Here is a 16,172-nt window from a genome sequence, read left to right as displayed (position 1 = left end):
CATGCTTGAGTTAAGCAATGCGCAGATTGGTGCGTGGGTGGGCAGCTTTCTACTGCCATTGTTTCGCATCTCTGCGTTATTGATGTTTATGCCGCTTATCGGTACTCAATTGGTCTCGGCACGGGTGCGTCTTTACCTTGGTCTGGCTATTTGCCTGGTGATCATGCCGACCCTGCCGCCGATGCCGGTGATTGACACGATCAACCTGCAGGCTTTTATCTGGATTGCCCAGGAAATTCTGATTGGTGCGATGCTGGGCTTTGTGCTGCAGTTGTTCTTCCAGATATTTGTGATTGCCGGTCAGATTGTGGCCATGCAAATGGGGCTCGGTTTTGCCTCCATGATTGATCCGGCCAATGGCATTTCGGTGCCGGTGATCGGCCAGGTATTTACGATTTTGGTGACCTTGCTGTTTCTTGCTATGAATGCCCATCTGGTGGTCTTTGAGGTGCTTGCCGAGAGCTTCTTTACTCTGCCGGTTGGCGGTGGTTTTCTGGTCGACAACTATTGGGTAATCGCCAATAAGCTGGGTTGGGTGATGGGCGCGGCCCTGCTGATGGTATTACCTGCGATTACTGCGTTGTTGGTGGTTAACCTGGCGTTCGGGGTCATGACCCGCGCGGCGCCGCAACTGAATATCTTTTCTATTGGTTTTCCGCTGACCCTGGTACTGGGGTTGGTGATCGTCTGGATCGGTATGGCCGATATCCTCGCGCAATATCAGGTATTTGCCACTGAGGCCTTGCAGTTCCTGCGGGAAATGGCGGGGGCGAGCTAGTGGCCGAATCCGAGAGCGGTGCCGATAAAAGCGAGGAACCCACTGGCAAACGTGTGCGCGAATCCCGCGAGAAGGGTCAAATCGCGCGTTCTAAAGAGCTCAATACGTTGGCGGTGACACTGGGCGGCTTCGGTGGCCTGTTGTCCTTCGGTGGCAGTATTGGCCAAGCCATGCTGGACATCATGCGCGGCAACTTCTCACTGACGCGCGAGGTGATTATGGATGAACGCAGCATGGGGCTGTGGCTGGGCGCTTCCGGGCAAGTCGCCATGGAGGCGCTGTTACCACTGTTTGTTCTGCTGCTGATCGTATCGATTGTTGGTCCGATATCTTTGGGTGGCTGGTTATTCTCGGCTGGGGCGATGGCGCCTAAGTTCAGCCGTATGAACCCGCTTTCCGGGCTTAAACGCATGTTTTCCACCAGTGCGCTGGTCGAGTTGCTTAAGGCTCTGGCCAAGTTTGTGCTGATTCTGTTGGTCGGTATTGTGGTGCTATCGGCTTGGAAAGAAGACCTCCTGGCGATTGTTCATGAGCCGCTTGAGTCGGCGATTTTGCATTCGATCACCGTGGTGGGATGGAGTGCGCTGTGGATGTCCTGCGGACTGATCTTGATTGCTGCCGTGGATGTGCCATTCCAGCTCTGGAGTAACAAGCAGAAGCTGATGATGACCAAGCAGGAAGTGCGTGATGAGTACAAGGACAGTGAGGGTAAGCCTGAGGTCAAGCAGCGTATTCGGCAGTTGCAGCGTGAAATGGCCGAGCGTCGCATGATGCAGTCGGTGCCCGATGCGGATGTGGTTATCACAAACCCGACGCACTTCGCGGTGGCCCTGAAATACGACCCGATTAAGGGTGGCGCCCCGGTATTGCTGGCTAAAGGCGGCGATTTCACAGCGTTGAAGATTCGTGAAATTGCCAATGAGCACAAGGTTATGGTGCTGGAATCTCCAGCGTTGGCGCGTGCGGTGTTCTATTCAACCGAGCTGGATCAGGAAATCCCTGCTGGTCTTTACCTGGCTATCGCGCAGGTCTTGGCTTATGTCTACCAGCTGCGCCAGTACCAAGCAGGTAAGGGTAAGCGGCCGGGGCCATTGTCGGACTTGCCAATCCCTTCAGATTTACGCCGCGACGACTGATTTAAACCACTCCGTCAGCCGACTGAGCAGCTTTTACGCTTGCCCGTGAAAGTTGGACAGCTTCTTGCAAAACCCTCCCCAAAGACGCGATTAACGTCAAAAAATTGAATTGGCTGGGGTAGTGGTGTGGCAATAGATCGCTCACAGATGATCGGTGATGTGCGCAGCAACCTGTCGGGGTTGAAGCAGGGCAATCTGGGTATTCCACTGATGCTGCTGGTCATGCTCGGCATGGTCATGCTGCCGATTCCACCGTTTCTCCTCGATGTGCTGTTTACCTTCAGTATTGCCTTGTCGATTGTTGTGTTGTTGGTGGCGATCTATGCGTTGCGTCCGCTGGACTTCGCGGTATTCCCGACCATTCTGCTGGCTGCGACGTTGTTGCGCTTGGCCCTTAACGTCGCCTCCACCCGGGTAGTACTGCTCAATGGGCAGGATGGCAATGACGCTGCGGGTAAGGTGATCCAAGCCTTCGGTGAGGTAGTGATCGGCGGCAACTACGTGGTCGGTATCGTGGTGTTTGCCATCCTGATGATTATCAACTTCGTGGTGGTCACCAAAGGTGCCGGACGTATCTCTGAAGTTAGCGCGCGCTTCACCTTGGACGCCATGCCCGGTAAGCAGATGGCTATCGACGCCGATCTGAATGCCGGTTTGATCGATCAGGTGGAAGCCAAGAAGCGTCGCTCGGAAGTGTCTCAGGAAGCTGACTTTTACGGCTCCATGGACGGTGCTAGCAAGTTCGTGCGTGGCGATGCGATTGCCGGCCTGCTGATTCTGTTTATCAACCTGATCGGTGGCGTGGCCATCGGTATCTTTCAGCACTCCTTGAGCTTCGCTGACGCAGGGCGCATTTACACCCTGCTGACCATTGGTGACGGCCTGGTAGCGCAGATCCCCTCGCTGCTGCTGTCCACCGCCGCTGCCATCATGGTTACGCGGGTATCTAGCTCAGAAGACATGGGCGCTCAGGTCAACCGGCAGATGTTCGCTTCGCCGCGAGTTTTGGCGGTTACTGCAGCGATCATGATCGCCATGGGGCTGGTGCCCGGCATGCCGCATTTCTCTTTTATCAGCTTGGGTCTTGTGGCCGCTGGTGCGGCGTATTGGATCGCCAATAAACAGCGTACGACGAAAGAGAGCGAGATTAAGGAAGTACAGCGTCAACAAGAGTTGTTGCCCGCGCAGAAGGCGCAAGAGGTCAAGGAGCTGGGCTGGGATGACGTTACGCCCGTGGATATGGTCGGTCTGGAGGTCGGCTACCGCTTGATCCCCCTGGTTGATCGCAATCAGGGCGGGCAGTTGTTGGCGCGGATCAAGGGCGTCCGCAAGAAGCTCTCGCAGGAAATGGGCTTTCTCATGCCCTCGGTGCATATACGCGACAACCTTGATCTGCAGCCTAATGCTTATCGCCTTACTCTGATGGGGGTCAGCGTGGCTGAGGCCGAGGTGTATCCGGATCGAGAGCTGGCGATCAACCCTGGCCAGGTTTTCGGACCGCTCAATGGTATTGCTTCCAAGGACCCCGCGTTTGGTTTGGAGGCCGTATGGATCGATCCCGGTCAGCGTGATCAGGCGCAATCCTTAGGCTATACCGTGGTGGATGCCAGTACGGTGGTTGCCACTCACCTCAATCAGGTGCTGCACAAACATGCCCATGAGTTACTGGGGCACGAAGAGGTGCAGCAGTTGATGCAGTTACTGGCGAAAACCTCGCCAAAACTGGCCGAGGAGCTGGTGCCGGGGATGATTTCCCTGTCGACCCTGCTCAAGGTATTGCAAGCATTGCTCCAAGAGCAGGTGCCGGTGCGCGACATCCGCACCATCGCCGAAGCCATCGCCAATGTGGCGGTGAAGAGTCAAGATCCCGCCGCGATGGTCTCGGCTGTGCGCGTCGCCTTGGCCCGGGCAATCGTGCAAAGCATTGTGGGACTAGAGCTTGAGCTACCTGTGATCACCTTGGAACCCAGGTTGGAACAGATATTGCTCAACAGTATCCAGAAGGCCGGTCAAGGCTCTGAAGAGGGCATCCTCTTGGAGCCGGGAATGGCCGAGAAGCTGCAGCGCTCCCTAGTGGACGCAGCGCAGCGCCAGGAGATGCTCGGCAAACCAGTGATTCTGCTGGTAGCCGGTCCGGTTCGGGCGATGCTCTCGCGCTTCGCGCGGCTGGCGGTTCCAAGTATCCATGTACTGGCATACCAGGAAATTCCGGATAACAAGCAGGTCACCATCGTTGCGACGGTGGGGCAGAACTAACCGAGGTTATAGGCCATGCAGGTCAAACGCTTTTTCGCCGCCGATATGCGAACCGCCATGAAGTTGGTGCGTGATGAGCTGGGTGCCGATGCCTCGATCATTGGCAATCGCCGGGTAGCCGGTGGTGTCGAGCTGACCGCTGCGCTGGATTATCAGGTACCTGCCGCGCCAGCGCGCCAGGCCAACCCTGCGCTGGAAGCCGAGCTGCGTAAAACGCAAGCCAAGATCGCCACAGCCCATGCTGAGCTGAGTACGCGCACCCAAGTCGAGGCTGGCAAGGACCGTCAGCTGTTTGGCGCAGCAGCGAGTTTGCCCGCTGACAGCCTCGCGGCCGTAATGCGCAAGTCCCAGGTCGCCCCAGCTGTGGCTACGGATCAACGTGCTCTGGATGCCATGCGTTTCGAGCTGCATGGTTTGCGTGAGTTGATTGAGGTGCAGCTTGGCTCGATTGCCTGGGGGCAATTGCAGAACCGTCGCCCACAGCAGGCCAATTTGTGGCGTCGCCTGCAGCGCATGGGCCTGCCAGCCGAATTGTCGAAAGTCCTCCTCGAACGTGTTGCTACTGTCAGTGAGCCGCGCCAGGCTTGGCGTATGCTGCTAGCGCATTTAGCCCATGCAATCTCGACGCCTAAGCAAGAGCCGATGGATCAGGGTGGGGTGATTGCCTTGGTCGGCCCGGCCGGTATGGGCAAAACTACAACGCTGGCAAAATTGGCAGCGCGGTATGTATTGAAGTATGGCGCGCAGCATATCGCTCTGGTCAGCTTGGACAGCTATCGTATCGGTGCCCAGGAGCAGCTCAAGACATTGGGGCGCATCCTCAATGTTCCAGTAACTCTGGTTGATCCCGGCCAGTCGCTAGTCCAAGCCTTGTCCCCGCTGGCGCGTAAGCGTGTGGTGCTGATTGATACTGCTGGCTTGCCGGCCAACGACCCGGCGCTGCATATGCAGCTAGAAGCCCTTGCTAGTCGTGGCGTCAATGCAAAAAATTATTTAGTAATGGCAGCTACCAGTCAGGGCCAAGTGCTGAAAGCCGCCTACCATAGTTATAAGCGCTGCGGCTTGGCAGGCTGTATTGTGACTAAGGCGGATGAAGCCACCAGCCTTGGTGAGGTTTTAGGGCTGGCTATTGGTCAGCGTCTACCGGTAGCCTATCTGGCTGATGGGCCACGGATTCCCGATGATCTGCACGTTCCGCGCAGTCATCAGTTGGTCAGTCGAGCCGTGGGGCTGCAGGCAACGCAAGATCCAAGCGAGGATACGATGGCGGCGATGTTTGCCGGCCTTTACCAGCAACCCACACAACGTGTTAGTTGAGCGTTAGGTTGACGGAATAAACCGTATTTAGCCGGCCAAGTGGCTCCAGTCGAAGTTAGACAAGGTGTGTAGAAAATGGGTATGCATCCCGTACAGGTGATTGCGGTGACCGGCGGCAAAGGTGGCGTTGGTAAGACTAATGTCTCGGTGAACCTAGCATTGGCATTGGCTGACCTTGGTCGCCGTGTAATGTTGATGGACGCCGACCTGGGCTTAGCGAACGTCGATGTGCTGCTTGGCCTCACTGCCAAGCGCACCTTGGAAGACGTTATTAGTGGCGAGTGCGAACTGCGCGAGGTACTGCTGCAAGGCCCTGGCGGCATTCGTATCGTGCCGGCGGCTTCTGGTATTCAGAGCATGGTACAGCTATCCCCGATGCAGCATGCCGGATTGATCCAGGCTTTCAGTGATATCAGCGACAATCTTGATGTGCTGATTATTGATACTGCAGCGGGTATTGGTGATGGCGTGGTTAGCTTTGTGCGCGCCGCCCAGGAGGTACTGGTGGTGGTATGCGATGAGCCGACTTCGATCACGGATGCTTATGCACTGATCAAGTTGCTCAATCGCGACCATGGTATGAACCGTTTTCGTGTATTAGCCAATATGGCTCACAGCCCGCAGGAAGGTCGCAATCTCTTTGCTAAGCTGACTAAAGTGACTGACCGTTTTCTCGACGTTGCCCTGCAGTATGTAGGCGCAGTTCCTTATGACGAGTCAGTGCGCAAGGCCGTACAGAAGCAACGTGCGGTCTATGAAGCCTTCCCGCGTTCTAAGTGCGCGCTGGCGTTCAAAGCGATAGCCCAGAAAGTCGATGCTTGGCCTTTGCCGGCCAATCCACGTGGCCACTTGGAGTTTTTCGTTGAGCGTCTGGTGCAACAACCGACCGCGGACACGGTTATATGACATCAGCCTCTGGACTTCGTATGTATAGCAAGGCGCAGGCGCAGGACTCCCAGCATCAGTTGATTGAGCGCTACGCGCCCTTAGTCAAACGCATTGCCTATCATCTGTTGGCGCGCCTGCCTGCTAATGTCCAGGTCGATGACCTTATTCAAGCTGGGATGATCGGTCTGCTTGAGGCGTCAAAGAAATACGATTCCAGTAAAGGTGCCAGTTTCGAGACATTTGCGGGCATTCGTATTCGCGGTTCTATGCTTGATGAAGTACGTAAAGGTGACTGGGCCCCGCGTTCGGTGCATCGCAATAGTCGTATGGTCAGTGATGCAATTAGAAAAATTGAGGCCAGAACAGGGCGAGACGCTAAAGATCAAGAGGTTGCGGCCGAACTCCAATTGAGTCTTGAGGATTACTACGGCATTCTTGGCGACACTTTAGGCAGCCGACTGTTTAGCTTTGACGACCTCTTGCAGGACGGTGAGCACAGTGGGCTGAGTGAAGACGCTGGCAGCAACCACCTCGAACCTTCTCGTGATTTAGAAGATGAACGCTTTCAGGCGGCCTTGGCTGATGCCATTGCTAACCTGCCGGAGCGCGAGCGTCTGGTGTTAGCGCTATATTACGATGAAGAATTAAATCTTAAGGAGATCGGCGAAGTACTGGGGGTTAGCGAATCACGCGTAAGCCAACTACACAGTCAGTGTGCTGCTCGTTTACGCGCTCGTTTGGTTGAGTGGCGTGCACATTGAGTGCAGGTGCTGCATTCGTTGACGGCCTAGGCCGGTTTCACGATTAAAGGCGTACACAGGTTGCTGGGTGCGTTTGGGACTGTACGGAGGTCGACTTGGACAAGAACATGAAAATCCTCATTGTTGATGACTTTTCAACAATGCGACGGATCATCAAGAACCTCCTGCGTGACTTGGGGTTCACCAACACAGCGGAAGCCGATGATGGCGTCACCGCGCTGCCTATGCTACAGAGCGGCAGTTTTGATTTTCTGGTGACGGACTGGAATATGCCAGGAATGACCGGGATCGATCTGCTGCGTGCGGTTCGTGCTGATGATCGTTTAAAAACGCTTCCGGTTTTGATGGTCACGGCTGAAGCCAAGCGCGATCAGATTATCGAGGCAGCTCAGGCTGGGGTTAACGGTTATGTGGTCAAGCCGTTCACTGCCCAGGTTCTGAAAGAGAAGATTGAAAAGATCTTCGAGCGGGTCAACGGCTGATGTCTGCCACGAGGGTGCTATGGAACATAAAGATTCCGTTCAAGGTGACCTTGAGTCGTCCCTGAAATACAACGCTCGCCAACTGGTAGAAAGCCTGGAGCAGGGCAATTTTGGTGAAGCTGTACAGCTGATACATGAGCTCAATAAAGCTCGTGACCGTGGGCTCTATCACGAGGTTGGCAAGCTGACCCGTGAGTTGCACAACGCTATTGTCAATTTTCAGCTTGACCCGCGTGTACCCCATGCCACTGAAGTGTCGCAAATTACTGATGCGACCGAGCGGCTCAACTATGTGGTGACGATGACCGAGAACGCGGCCAATCGCACCATGGACCTGGTTGAGCAGAGCGCGCCCCTAGTCAACGATCTTCGCGATGAGGCGCAAAGTTTGAGCGCCGACTGGGGGCGTTTTATGCGGCGTGAGATGAGCGCTGATGGCTTTCGCGAACTGGCCAAACGGGTTGAGCTATTTTTGGGCCGCAGTGACCGTGATGGTGCCAAGCTGTCCGCACACCTCAACGACATCTTGCTCGCTCAGGATTTTCAGGACCTGACTGGTCAAGTAATCAAACGGGTCACCCAGTTGGTGACTGAGGTCGAGGCCAATTTGCTGAAGCTGGTGCTGATGGCCAGTCAAGTGGATCAGTTTGCAGGCATTGAGCACAACCACGAGTTGCTCCGTGCTGAACAAGAAAAACAAAAAGAACCTTCGCGCGGTGAAGGTCCGCAGATACATGCCGATAAGCGTGAGGATGTGGCATCGAATCAGGATGATGTCGACGATTTGCTTTCCAGCCTAGGATTTTAGGAGCACGTCTATATGAGCTTCGGCGCCGATGAAGAAATTCTCCAGGACTTCCTGGTAGAGGCCGGCGAGATTCTTGAACTACTGTCCGAGCAGCTGGTGGAGCTTGAAAGCCGCCCGGACGACATGAATCTGCTCAACGCTATTTTTCGCGGGTTTCATACCGTCAAAGGTGGTGCCGGTTTTCTCCAGCTCAATGAGTTGGTGGAATGTTGCCATATTGCGGAAAACGTCTTCGACATCCTGCGTAAGGGTGAGCGACGCGTAGACTCCGCACTGATGGATGTGGTGCTAGAAGCACTGGATGCTGTTAACAGCATGTTTACCGAGGTCCGTGAACGTACCGCTCTTACCCCCGCAACCCCTGAGTTGCTCGCAGCTTTGGCGCGTCTAGCAGAACCAGCTGGTGCTAATGAGCCTGCGCCGGTCGAGCTGCCTGCAGAGGTCGAGCCAGAGCCTGAGGTTGAACAGGCGTCTGGTGATATTACCGACAGTGAGTTCGAGCAGTTGTTGGGTGTCTTGGATGAGTCGCCGGTGCACGCGCCGAGCGCTGCCAGCAGTGATGAAATAACTGATGATGAGTTTGAGTCGTTGCTTGATCAGTTGCACGGCAAAGGTCAATTCGTAGCCCCTGAAGCCACCTCTGCACCTGTAATACCTACTGCTTCAGTACCTGTAGCTGCTGGTGCCGGTGATGAAATTACCGATGATGAATTCGAGTCGTTGCTCGATCAGTTGCATGGCAAGGGCCAATTTGTACCCCCACCGGTGTCAACACCTGCCGCTCCTGTAGCCAAGGTTGAGTCTGCAGACGCCCCGAGTGGTGATATCACTGACGATGAGTTCGAAGCATTGCTTGATCAGCTCCATGGCAAAGGTAAGTTTGTCGAGCCTGAAGCGATTAAGCCTGCTGCCGTAACACCTGCTGCCAAACCTGTAGAGCCCGCCAAAGTTGCAGCTAAGCCTGCAGCAAAGCCTGCCGCCAAAGTAGAGCCGGCTAAGGCTCCTGCAGCGCCGGTTGCTGCACCTGTGGCAGAGAAGGCCGCTCCGCCCAGTGAGGCAGAAACCACCGTGCGGGTCGACACCGCGCGACTTGATGAAATCATGAATATGGTTGGCGAGTTGGTACTGGTGCGTAACCGCTTGGTGCGATTAGGCTCCAGCAGCGGTGACGAGGCCATGTCCAAGGCGGTATCCAATCTGGACGTAGTGACAGCGGATCTGCAAACCGCGGTCATGAAAACCCGTATGCAGCCGATCAAGAAGGTCTTCGGGCGTTTCCCACGCCTCGTCCGTGACTTGGCGCGTAGCCTGAAAAAAGAGATCAACCTAGAGCTGGTTGGTGAAGAAACCGACCTCGACAAAAACTTGGTCGAGGCACTAGCAGATCCGTTGGTCCACTTGGTGCGTAATGCGGTCGATCATGGCATTGAAACGCCAGAAGAACGCGAGGCTTCGGGCAAGCCCCGTGGCGGTAAGGTTGTACTGTCCGCTGAGCAGGAGGGCGATCACATCCTCTTGTCGATTTCTGATGACGGAAAAGGCATGGACGCGGATGTACTGCGTGCCAAGGCCGTTGAAAAGGGTTTGCTGGATAAAGATGCAGCCGAACGCCTCAATGAGTTTGAATGCTACAACCTGATTTTTGCTCCAGGCTTTTCTACCAAAACCGAGATTTCTGATGTGTCTGGCCGTGGTGTTGGCATGGATGTGGTGAAAACCAAAATTTCCCAGCTCAACGGTACGGTCAACGTATTCTCGGTCAAGGGACAAGGCTCGAAGATCGTCATTAAGGTGCCGTTGACGCTTGCCATCATGCCGACGCTGATGGTTATGCTGGCCAATCAGGCATTCGCTTTCCCATTGGTTAACGTCAACGAGATTTTCCACCTCGACCTATCACGCACCAATGTTGTCGATGGCCAGGAAGTGGTCATTGTGCGGGATAAAGCCCTGCCACTTTTCTACCTCAAGCGCTGGCTGATCGGCAGTGCCGCTCATGTAGAGCAAGGGGAGGGGCATGTGGTGATTCTGACGGTTGGTAGCCAGCGTATCGGCTTCGTGGTCGATCAGTTGGTTGGCCAGGAGGAAGTGGTAATCAAACCGTTGGGTAAGATGCTGCAGGGCACTCCCGGAATGTCTGGCGCGACTATTACGGGGGATGGGCGCATCGCACTGATTCTCGATGTGCCGAGCATGCTCAAACGTTACGCCCGACGTCTGTGATTGTTAGCGATGCAGATGCCTGTCGCATCGTTTAGGAGTGTTTATGGCTGTTAAGGTGTTGGTGGTTGATGACTCCGGTTTTTTTCGTCGGCGTGTATCTGAAATTCTTTCGGCCGATCCGAATATCCAGGTGATCGGTACAGCCACCAATGGCCGCGAGGCCATTGAGCAGGCGCAAGCGCTGAAGCCTGACGTGATCACCATGGATTACGAAATGCCAATGATGGATGGCATCACGGCCGTTCGTAACATCATGCAGCGCTGTCCTACTCCTGTGTTGATGTTTTCCTCACTGACTCACGAAGGCGCGCGGGTTACTCTGGATGCGCTAGAAGCGGGGGCGGTTGACTTTCTACCGAAGAATTTCGAAGACATTTCGCGCAACCCTGAACGGGTTAAACAGCTTCTCTGTGAAAAGATCCATACAATTGCTCGCAGTAACCGTCGCAGTCTGAGTTCTGCGCCAGCAATGCCGGTAACGCCCGCAGCTAGCCAGGCCAAGCCTGCTGTACGTCCTACTGTAACGGCTACGCCTGTGGCGCGTTCTCTTGCCGCGCCTGCTTCAAGCAGCGCCGCGCCAAAGCGCAAACCCTATAAGCTTGTAGCGATTGGCACCTCGACGGGAGGGCCTGTGGCGCTACAGCGCGTGTTGACTCAGCTACCGGCTAACTTCCCTGCGCCAATTGTGCTGATCCAGCATATGCCGGCAGCTTTCACCAAGGCCTTTGCCGAGCGCCTCGATAAGTTGTGCCGCATCAGTGTCAAAGAGGCCGAGGATGGCGATGTCTTGCGTCCCGGACTCGCGCTGTTAGCGCCTGGGGGGAAGCAGATGATGGTCGATGCCCGTGGTGTGGTGAGAATTCTTCCAGGCGATGAGCGCCTGAATTACAAGCCCTGTGTTGATATCACCTTTGGTTCGGTAGCCAAGTCCTATGGTGACAAGGTTCTCGCGGTGGTAATGACCGGTATGGGGGCTGACGGTCGTGAAGGTGCGCGGCTGCTCAAACAGGTTGGTAGTCAGGTTTGGGCGCAAGATGAAGCCAGTTGCGTGATTTACGGTATGCCGATGGCCATCGTAAAGGCCAATCTGGCTGACGCTATTTACCCGTTGGATGATATTGGCAGGCACTTGGCAGAGGCCTGTGCTTAATGGATGTACTGAGCCTTATCGGGGTCATTCTGTCACTTGTCGCTATTTTGGGTGGCAATTATCTAGAGGGTGGTCATGCGGCGGCTTTGCTTAACGGGCCAGCTGCTCTGATTGTGGTGGGTGGGACGCTAGGTGCGGCGTTTCTTCAGGCTCCTGTTAACGTTTTTAAGCGTGCTCTGGCGATTGTCAGCTGGATTTTCTTTCCTCCGCGAGTTGACCTGGTGGGCGGGATCAATCGGGTGGTTGGCTGGAGTATGACGGCGCGCAAAGAAGGCCTCTTGGGGCTTGAGGCGGTGGCTGATGCCGAGGTTGATCCTTATGCGCGCAAAGGATTACAGCTATTGGTTGATGGCGCTGAGCCCGAGGCCATTCGCAGCATCCTCGAAGTTGACTTGTACACTCAGGAGGGGCGAGATATTCAAGCTGCCAAGGTGTTCGAGAGCATGGGGGGGTACGCACCGACCATCGGCATCATTGGTGCTGTGATGGGTCTGATTCACGTTATGGGCAACCTGGCTGATCCAAGCATGCTGGGTAGCGGTATTGCCGTGGCTTTTGTGGCAACTATATATGGGGTTGCCTTTGCCAATCTATTGCTGTTGCCAGTGGGCAACAAACTCAAGGCTATTGCCCTGCGCCAGTCGCGTTATCGTGAAATGCTGCTTGAGGGTATTCTGTCGATTGCGGAGGGTGAGAACCCACGCTCCATCGAGTTGAAGCTGCAAGGCTTTATGGATTGATGGGGACATAACATGGCCCGCAGGCGTCACCAGGAAGAACATGAAAACCACGAGCGTTGGCTGGTCTCCTATGCCGACTTCATCACCCTGCTGTTTGCGTTCTTTGTGGTCATGTATTCGATTTCCTCGATCAATGAAGGTAAGTACAAGATCCTTTCGGATAGTTTGACCGGTGTGTTCAATCAGCCTGATCGGGCTATTAAGCCAATTCCAGTTGGCGAGGAGCGTCCGCGCACGACGCAGCCGGATCGCTCGCTGGTTGATGAGGAAACCACGCTGTCCGCTGCTGATTCGCTAGAGAGTATCGCGAACAGCGTGCGCGAGGCCTTTGGTGATCTTATTCAGTCTGAGCAACTCAAGGTGAGCGGCAATGAGTTGTGGATCGAAATAGAGCTCAGTTCTAGTTTGTTGTTCACCAGCGGTGATGCCATTCCCAATAATGCGGCGTTCGACATTATAGAAAAGGTAGCCAAAATTTTGGCGCCTTATGAAAATCCAGTTCACGTAGAAGGCTTTACCGATAATTTGCCGATTCAGACGGCACTGTTCCCGAGTAATTGGGAGCTGTCTACGGCGCGCGCTGCCAGTATCGTACGTATGCTGGCAATGGATGGAGTGAATCCAGGTCGCCTAGCTGCTGTTGGATATGGCGAATTTCAGCCTGTTGCCGACAATAACACTGCAGAAGGACGTGGTCGTAATCGTCGGGTGGTCCTGGTGATATCGCGTAACCTTGATGTACGCCGCAGTGTAAGCGGTGTAGGCAGTGCTAACGCCAAGCCCGATGCTGCCTTGATGCGGGCTGGCACGCAACCTGCAGCGGTACCAGCAGCGCCGGCCCCGCAAGCGAGTGCCGTCAATACCCCGTCGCCGCTCCAATGAGGGTGGCCCTGTTCTCGGTCAGGCTGCAGCTGCACCGGGAGGATGATAACGATGAGAGTCTGGGCAGTAGCTAATCAAAAAGGTGGGGTTGGTAAGACCACCACATCAATCGCACTGGCAGGCCTTTTGGCTGATGCTGGCAAGCGCGTGATTGTGGTCGACCTTGACCCGCATGGGTCAATGACCAGCTATTTTGGACACGACCCCGATAGCCTAGAGCACAGTAGTTTTGACCTGTTTCAGCATAAAGGCAGTGTTCCGCGTGGTCTACCACAGCAACTGTTGTTGCCTACCAGCCATGAGCGTATTTCGTTGCTACCATCTAGCACGGCATTGGCCACCTTGGAGCGCCAGTCGCCGGGGCAGAGCGGCCTTGGGCTAGTGATTGCCAAGAGCCTGGCGCAACTCTGGCAGGATTTCGATCATGCAATTATCGACAGTCCGCCCTTGTTGGGCGTGCTGATGGTCAATGCACTAGCAGCTAGCCAGCAGCTAGTGATTCCGGTACAGACTGAGTTTCTCGCAGTTAAGGGGCTGGAGCGTATGGTCAATACTCTGGCCATGATTAACCGTTCGCGTCAGCAGGCTTTGCCTTACACCATCGTGCCAACGCTCTTTGACCGTCGTACTCAGGCATCAATGGGGACATTGCGCATGTTGCGCAACAATTATCCTGATGGTCTGTGGCCGGCGTATATTCCAGTAGATACGCGACTACGTGATGCTAGTCGGGCCGGGCTCACTCCCTCGCAGTTTGATAACAACAGCCGCGGTGTGATTGCTTACCGTGTGTTGCTCAAGCACCTATTGTCACAGCAGATCGCAGCACAGGTGGCCTGACATGAATGGCTATGCTGAAGATATAGGCTCAAGTCTGACGCTGGCGCGGCCGATAGCCTGTATAGATCGTTATTACGGGTTGTATCCATGAGTCGTCCCCTTGCTACAGCAACACGTCCGCAACTGGCCTTGCAGTCTTATTTGGATGGCTTGTTGCAGGAAGCTTCGATTGAGTTGGCCGATAGCATTGAGCTAGATGAATTCGAGGCTGCAGTGCTTGAGGAGCAGGTGCGTGATGCTCGGACAGCTCCTCAGATGGCCGTAGCCGCACCTGTGGTTGAGCTGGTGCCGCGGCCCTTGGTTTTGCCAACCATCGAAATGCCATTACCAAAGGTCGCGGTGAGCATTGTCACTCCAGTAGCGACTGTTGAGCCTCCCGTGGTCATCCAAGTTGCACGGCCCGAAGAGCTGGCAGCTCCTGCACCGGCCTTACAAGGACGGCCTGAGTGGGCACAAGAGCCTTTTGAGTGTCTGCTGTTTGATGTTGCTGGCCTGACGTTGGCCGTTCCGCTGGTGTGCCTGGGTTCTATATATCCCTTGGATGGCCAAGAACTCACGCCACTATTTGGCCAGCCGGACTGGTTTCTCGGCATACTGCCAAGCCAGAGCGGTAACTTGAAGGTTCTGGATACTGCACGCTGGGTCATGCCAGACCGTTACCGCGATGACTTTCGCGAGGGTCTGCAGTATGTGATTTCAGTGCAGGGTTACGAGTGGGGGCTGGCTGTGCATCAAGTCAGTCGCTCGATTCGTCTTGACCCCAATGAGGTGAAATGGCGTAGCCAACGGACTCAACGGCCATGGTTGGCTGGTACGGTGATTGAACATATGTGTGCCTTGCTGGATATCGCTTCTTTGGCTGAGCTGATTGCAAGTGGTGCGGCCAAGCGCTTGGCTGCCAACCGCGTGCATTGAATAACGCTAGGCGGTGCGATGAGCGCCGCTTTGCAACTATAGTAATGAAAGCGGGAGATAAACCCGCAATTGCCGCAGCGAGCGGTTCATGACGAGGCTAGGGACATGAAAAAAAGTTCTGCACAAGGTTCTGAAGATCCGATTCTGCAGTGGGTAACTTTCCGCTTGGACAACGAAACCTATGGCATCAATGTGATGCAGGTTCAGGAAGTCTTGCGCTATACAGAAATTGCGCCAGTGCCGGGTGCTCCGAGCTACGTGTTGGGCATCATCAATCTGCGCGGCAATGTGGTTACCGTTATCGACACGCGTCAGCGTTTTGGCTTGGACTCAACTGAGGTGACCGATAACACCCGTATCGTGATCATCGAGGCTGACAAGCAGGTGGTCGGCATCTTGGTCGACAGCGTGGCGGAAGTGGTTTATCTGCGCCAGTCGGAAGTAGAAACTGCACCTAACGTCGGTAATGACGAGTCGGCTAAGTTTATCCAGGGCGTTTGCAACAAGAACGGCGAGCTGCTGATTCTGGTTGAACTGGACAAGATGATGAGCGAAGAAGAGTGGTCCGAGCTGGAGAGCATTTAACTAATGTTCGACGCGCTGTTGATCGCGTTAGCGCTGGTCTGTCTGGGGTTGGTAGGCGCGTGCGTCTGGCTGACCAGGCAGCTGCGCGATGCCATAAAGTTACAAGGCGAGCGAGATGCAGTGCGTGATCGGCGGCTCAAGGAGCTTAGTCGGCGTCTGGATGCCTACCTGACCGGTAGCGTGCAGATGGGCGAGGAGTTGCATGAGCTGCGCCGGGTGGTTGCGCCGTTACCGGATAAACTCAGCCAGATTGAGCAGCGTGACCCTAGCAGCCTGTCATTCACCCAGGCTGCGCGATTGGCTGGCATGGGTGCGAGCGTCGATGATCTGACCCAGTCCTGTGGTCTGAGCAAGGCTGAGGCGGAGCTGATCAGCAAAATGCAGCAGGCCAAGCTGCAACGTTCCTGATTC

The 16,172-nt window shown here is 55.1% G+C and carries 16 protein-coding genes; all 16 read left to right on the top strand.

Annotated features, from left to right (window positions below; all coding sequences use genetic code 11):
* The first annotated feature begins 1 nt into the window (after position 1).
* A complete protein-coding gene (fliR, locus tag VCA57_RS08275) occupies positions 2-778 on the top strand; it encodes a flagellar biosynthetic protein FliR (RefSeq protein ID WP_411184495.1) in 777 nt (258 codons plus the stop codon).
* Positions 778-1,914, top strand: coding sequence for a flagellar biosynthesis protein FlhB (flhB, locus tag VCA57_RS08270; protein ID WP_411184494.1), 1,137 nt, complete (start codon positions 778-780; stop codon positions 1,912-1,914). The genes fliR and flhB overlap by 1 nt, the downstream gene beginning before the upstream one ends.
* Positions 1,915-2,046: 132 nt before the next feature.
* Positions 2,047-4,170: a flagellar biosynthesis protein FlhA gene (gene flhA, locus VCA57_RS08265; RefSeq protein ID WP_411184938.1), complete on the top strand. Its 2,124-nt coding sequence runs from the start codon at positions 2,047-2,049 to the stop codon at positions 4,168-4,170.
* 15 nt (positions 4,171-4,185) lie between these two features.
* The gene (gene flhF / locus VCA57_RS08260; protein ID WP_411184493.1) at positions 4,186-5,487 is read left to right on the top strand and encodes a flagellar biosynthesis protein FlhF; all 1,302 of its coding nucleotides are present in this window, start codon (positions 4,186-4,188) and stop codon (positions 5,485-5,487) included.
* 75 nt (positions 5,488-5,562) lie between these two features.
* Complete coding sequence (gene fleN / locus VCA57_RS08255) at positions 5,563-6,393, top strand: flagellar synthesis regulator FleN (protein WP_411184492.1); 831 nt, start codon at positions 5,563-5,565, stop codon at positions 6,391-6,393.
* Positions 6,390-7,136 (top strand): RNA polymerase sigma factor FliA, encoded by a 747-nt coding sequence (fliA, locus tag VCA57_RS08250; protein ID WP_411184491.1) that lies wholly within the window; start codon positions 6,390-6,392, stop codon positions 7,134-7,136. The genes fleN and fliA overlap by 4 nt, the downstream gene beginning before the upstream one ends.
* 107 nt (positions 7,137-7,243) lie before the next feature.
* Positions 7,244-7,618, top strand: a complete 375-nt coding sequence (locus VCA57_RS08245; protein ID WP_090254048.1) for a chemotaxis response regulator CheY — start codon at positions 7,244-7,246, stop codon at positions 7,616-7,618.
* A gap of 19 nt (positions 7,619-7,637) precedes the next feature.
* The gene (locus VCA57_RS08240; RefSeq protein WP_411184490.1) at positions 7,638-8,426 is read left to right on the top strand and encodes a protein phosphatase CheZ; all 789 of its coding nucleotides are present in this window, start codon (positions 7,638-7,640) and stop codon (positions 8,424-8,426) included.
* Positions 8,427-8,438: 12 nt separating this feature from the next.
* Positions 8,439-10,649, top strand: coding sequence for a chemotaxis protein CheA (locus tag VCA57_RS08235; RefSeq protein ID WP_411184489.1), 2,211 nt, complete (start codon positions 8,439-8,441; stop codon positions 10,647-10,649).
* Positions 10,650-10,692: 43 nt separating this feature from the next.
* On the top strand, positions 10,693-11,799 hold the full coding sequence (locus VCA57_RS08230; protein ID WP_411184488.1) for a protein-glutamate methylesterase/protein-glutamine glutaminase: 1,107 nt from the start codon (positions 10,693-10,695) through the stop codon (positions 11,797-11,799).
* Positions 11,799-12,539 (top strand): flagellar motor protein, encoded by a 741-nt coding sequence (locus VCA57_RS08225; protein ID WP_411184486.1) that lies wholly within the window; start codon positions 11,799-11,801, stop codon positions 12,537-12,539. The genes VCA57_RS08230 and VCA57_RS08225 overlap by 1 nt, the downstream gene beginning before the upstream one ends.
* Before the next feature lie 12 nt (positions 12,540-12,551).
* Positions 12,552-13,421, top strand: coding sequence for a flagellar motor protein MotD (gene motD, locus VCA57_RS08220; protein ID WP_411184484.1), 870 nt, complete (start codon positions 12,552-12,554; stop codon positions 13,419-13,421).
* 51 nt (positions 13,422-13,472) lie between these two features.
* On the top strand, positions 13,473-14,261 hold the full coding sequence (locus tag VCA57_RS08215; RefSeq protein ID WP_411184483.1) for a ParA family protein: 789 nt from the start codon (positions 13,473-13,475) through the stop codon (positions 14,259-14,261).
* 87 nt (positions 14,262-14,348) lie between these two features.
* Entirely contained in the window at positions 14,349-15,176 is an 828-nt protein-coding gene (locus tag VCA57_RS08210; protein WP_411184482.1) for a CheW domain-containing protein, read from the top strand.
* 105 nt (positions 15,177-15,281) lie between these two features.
* Positions 15,282-15,761 (top strand): chemotaxis protein CheW, encoded by a 480-nt coding sequence (locus VCA57_RS08205; protein ID WP_274087870.1) that lies wholly within the window; start codon positions 15,282-15,284, stop codon positions 15,759-15,761.
* Between the two features lie 3 nt (positions 15,762-15,764).
* On the top strand, positions 15,765-16,169 hold the full coding sequence (locus tag VCA57_RS08200; protein WP_411184481.1) for a DUF2802 domain-containing protein: 405 nt from the start codon (positions 15,765-15,767) through the stop codon (positions 16,167-16,169).
* The last annotated feature ends 3 nt before the right edge of the window (positions 16,170-16,172 follow it).

It is taken from the genome of Pseudomonas sp., from assembly GCF_046581935.1.
Lineage (GTDB): Bacteria > Pseudomonadota > Gammaproteobacteria > Pseudomonadales > Pseudomonadaceae > Aquipseudomonas.
The sequence above is the reverse complement of the archived record's forward strand: the minus strand, read 5'-3'. Positions and strand labels throughout refer to the sequence as shown.

Excerpts from the sequence above, each read along its gene's own strand:
- fliR (WP_411184495.1), top strand. The coding sequence starts at position 2 with ATGCTTGAGTTAAGCAATGCGCAGATTGGTGCGTGGGTGGGCAGCTTT.
- flhF (WP_411184493.1), top strand. The coding sequence starts at position 4,186 with ATGCAGGTCAAACGCTTTTTCGCCGCCGATATGCGAACCGCCATGAAG.
- fleN (WP_411184492.1), top strand. The coding sequence starts at position 5,563 with ATGGGTATGCATCCCGTACAGGTGATTGCGGTGACCGGCGGCAAAGGT.
- fliA (WP_411184491.1), top strand. The coding sequence starts at position 6,390 with ATGACATCAGCCTCTGGACTTCGTATGTATAGCAAGGCGCAGGCGCAG.
- VCA57_RS08245 (WP_090254048.1), top strand. The coding sequence starts at position 7,244 with ATGAAAATCCTCATTGTTGATGACTTTTCAACAATGCGACGGATCATC.
- VCA57_RS08240 (WP_411184490.1), top strand. The coding sequence starts at position 7,638 with ATGGAACATAAAGATTCCGTTCAAGGTGACCTTGAGTCGTCCCTGAAA.
- VCA57_RS08235 (WP_411184489.1), top strand. The coding sequence starts at position 8,439 with ATGAGCTTCGGCGCCGATGAAGAAATTCTCCAGGACTTCCTGGTAGAG.
- VCA57_RS08230 (WP_411184488.1), top strand. The coding sequence starts at position 10,693 with ATGGCTGTTAAGGTGTTGGTGGTTGATGACTCCGGTTTTTTTCGTCGG.
- VCA57_RS08225 (WP_411184486.1), top strand. The coding sequence starts at position 11,799 with ATGGATGTACTGAGCCTTATCGGGGTCATTCTGTCACTTGTCGCTATT.
- motD (WP_411184484.1), top strand. The coding sequence starts at position 12,552 with ATGGCCCGCAGGCGTCACCAGGAAGAACATGAAAACCACGAGCGTTGG.
- VCA57_RS08215 (WP_411184483.1), top strand. The coding sequence starts at position 13,473 with ATGAGAGTCTGGGCAGTAGCTAATCAAAAAGGTGGGGTTGGTAAGACC.
- VCA57_RS08210 (WP_411184482.1), top strand. The coding sequence starts at position 14,349 with ATGAGTCGTCCCCTTGCTACAGCAACACGTCCGCAACTGGCCTTGCAG.
- VCA57_RS08205 (WP_274087870.1), top strand. The coding sequence starts at position 15,282 with ATGAAAAAAAGTTCTGCACAAGGTTCTGAAGATCCGATTCTGCAGTGG.
- VCA57_RS08200 (WP_411184481.1), top strand. The coding sequence starts at position 15,765 with ATGTTCGACGCGCTGTTGATCGCGTTAGCGCTGGTCTGTCTGGGGTTG.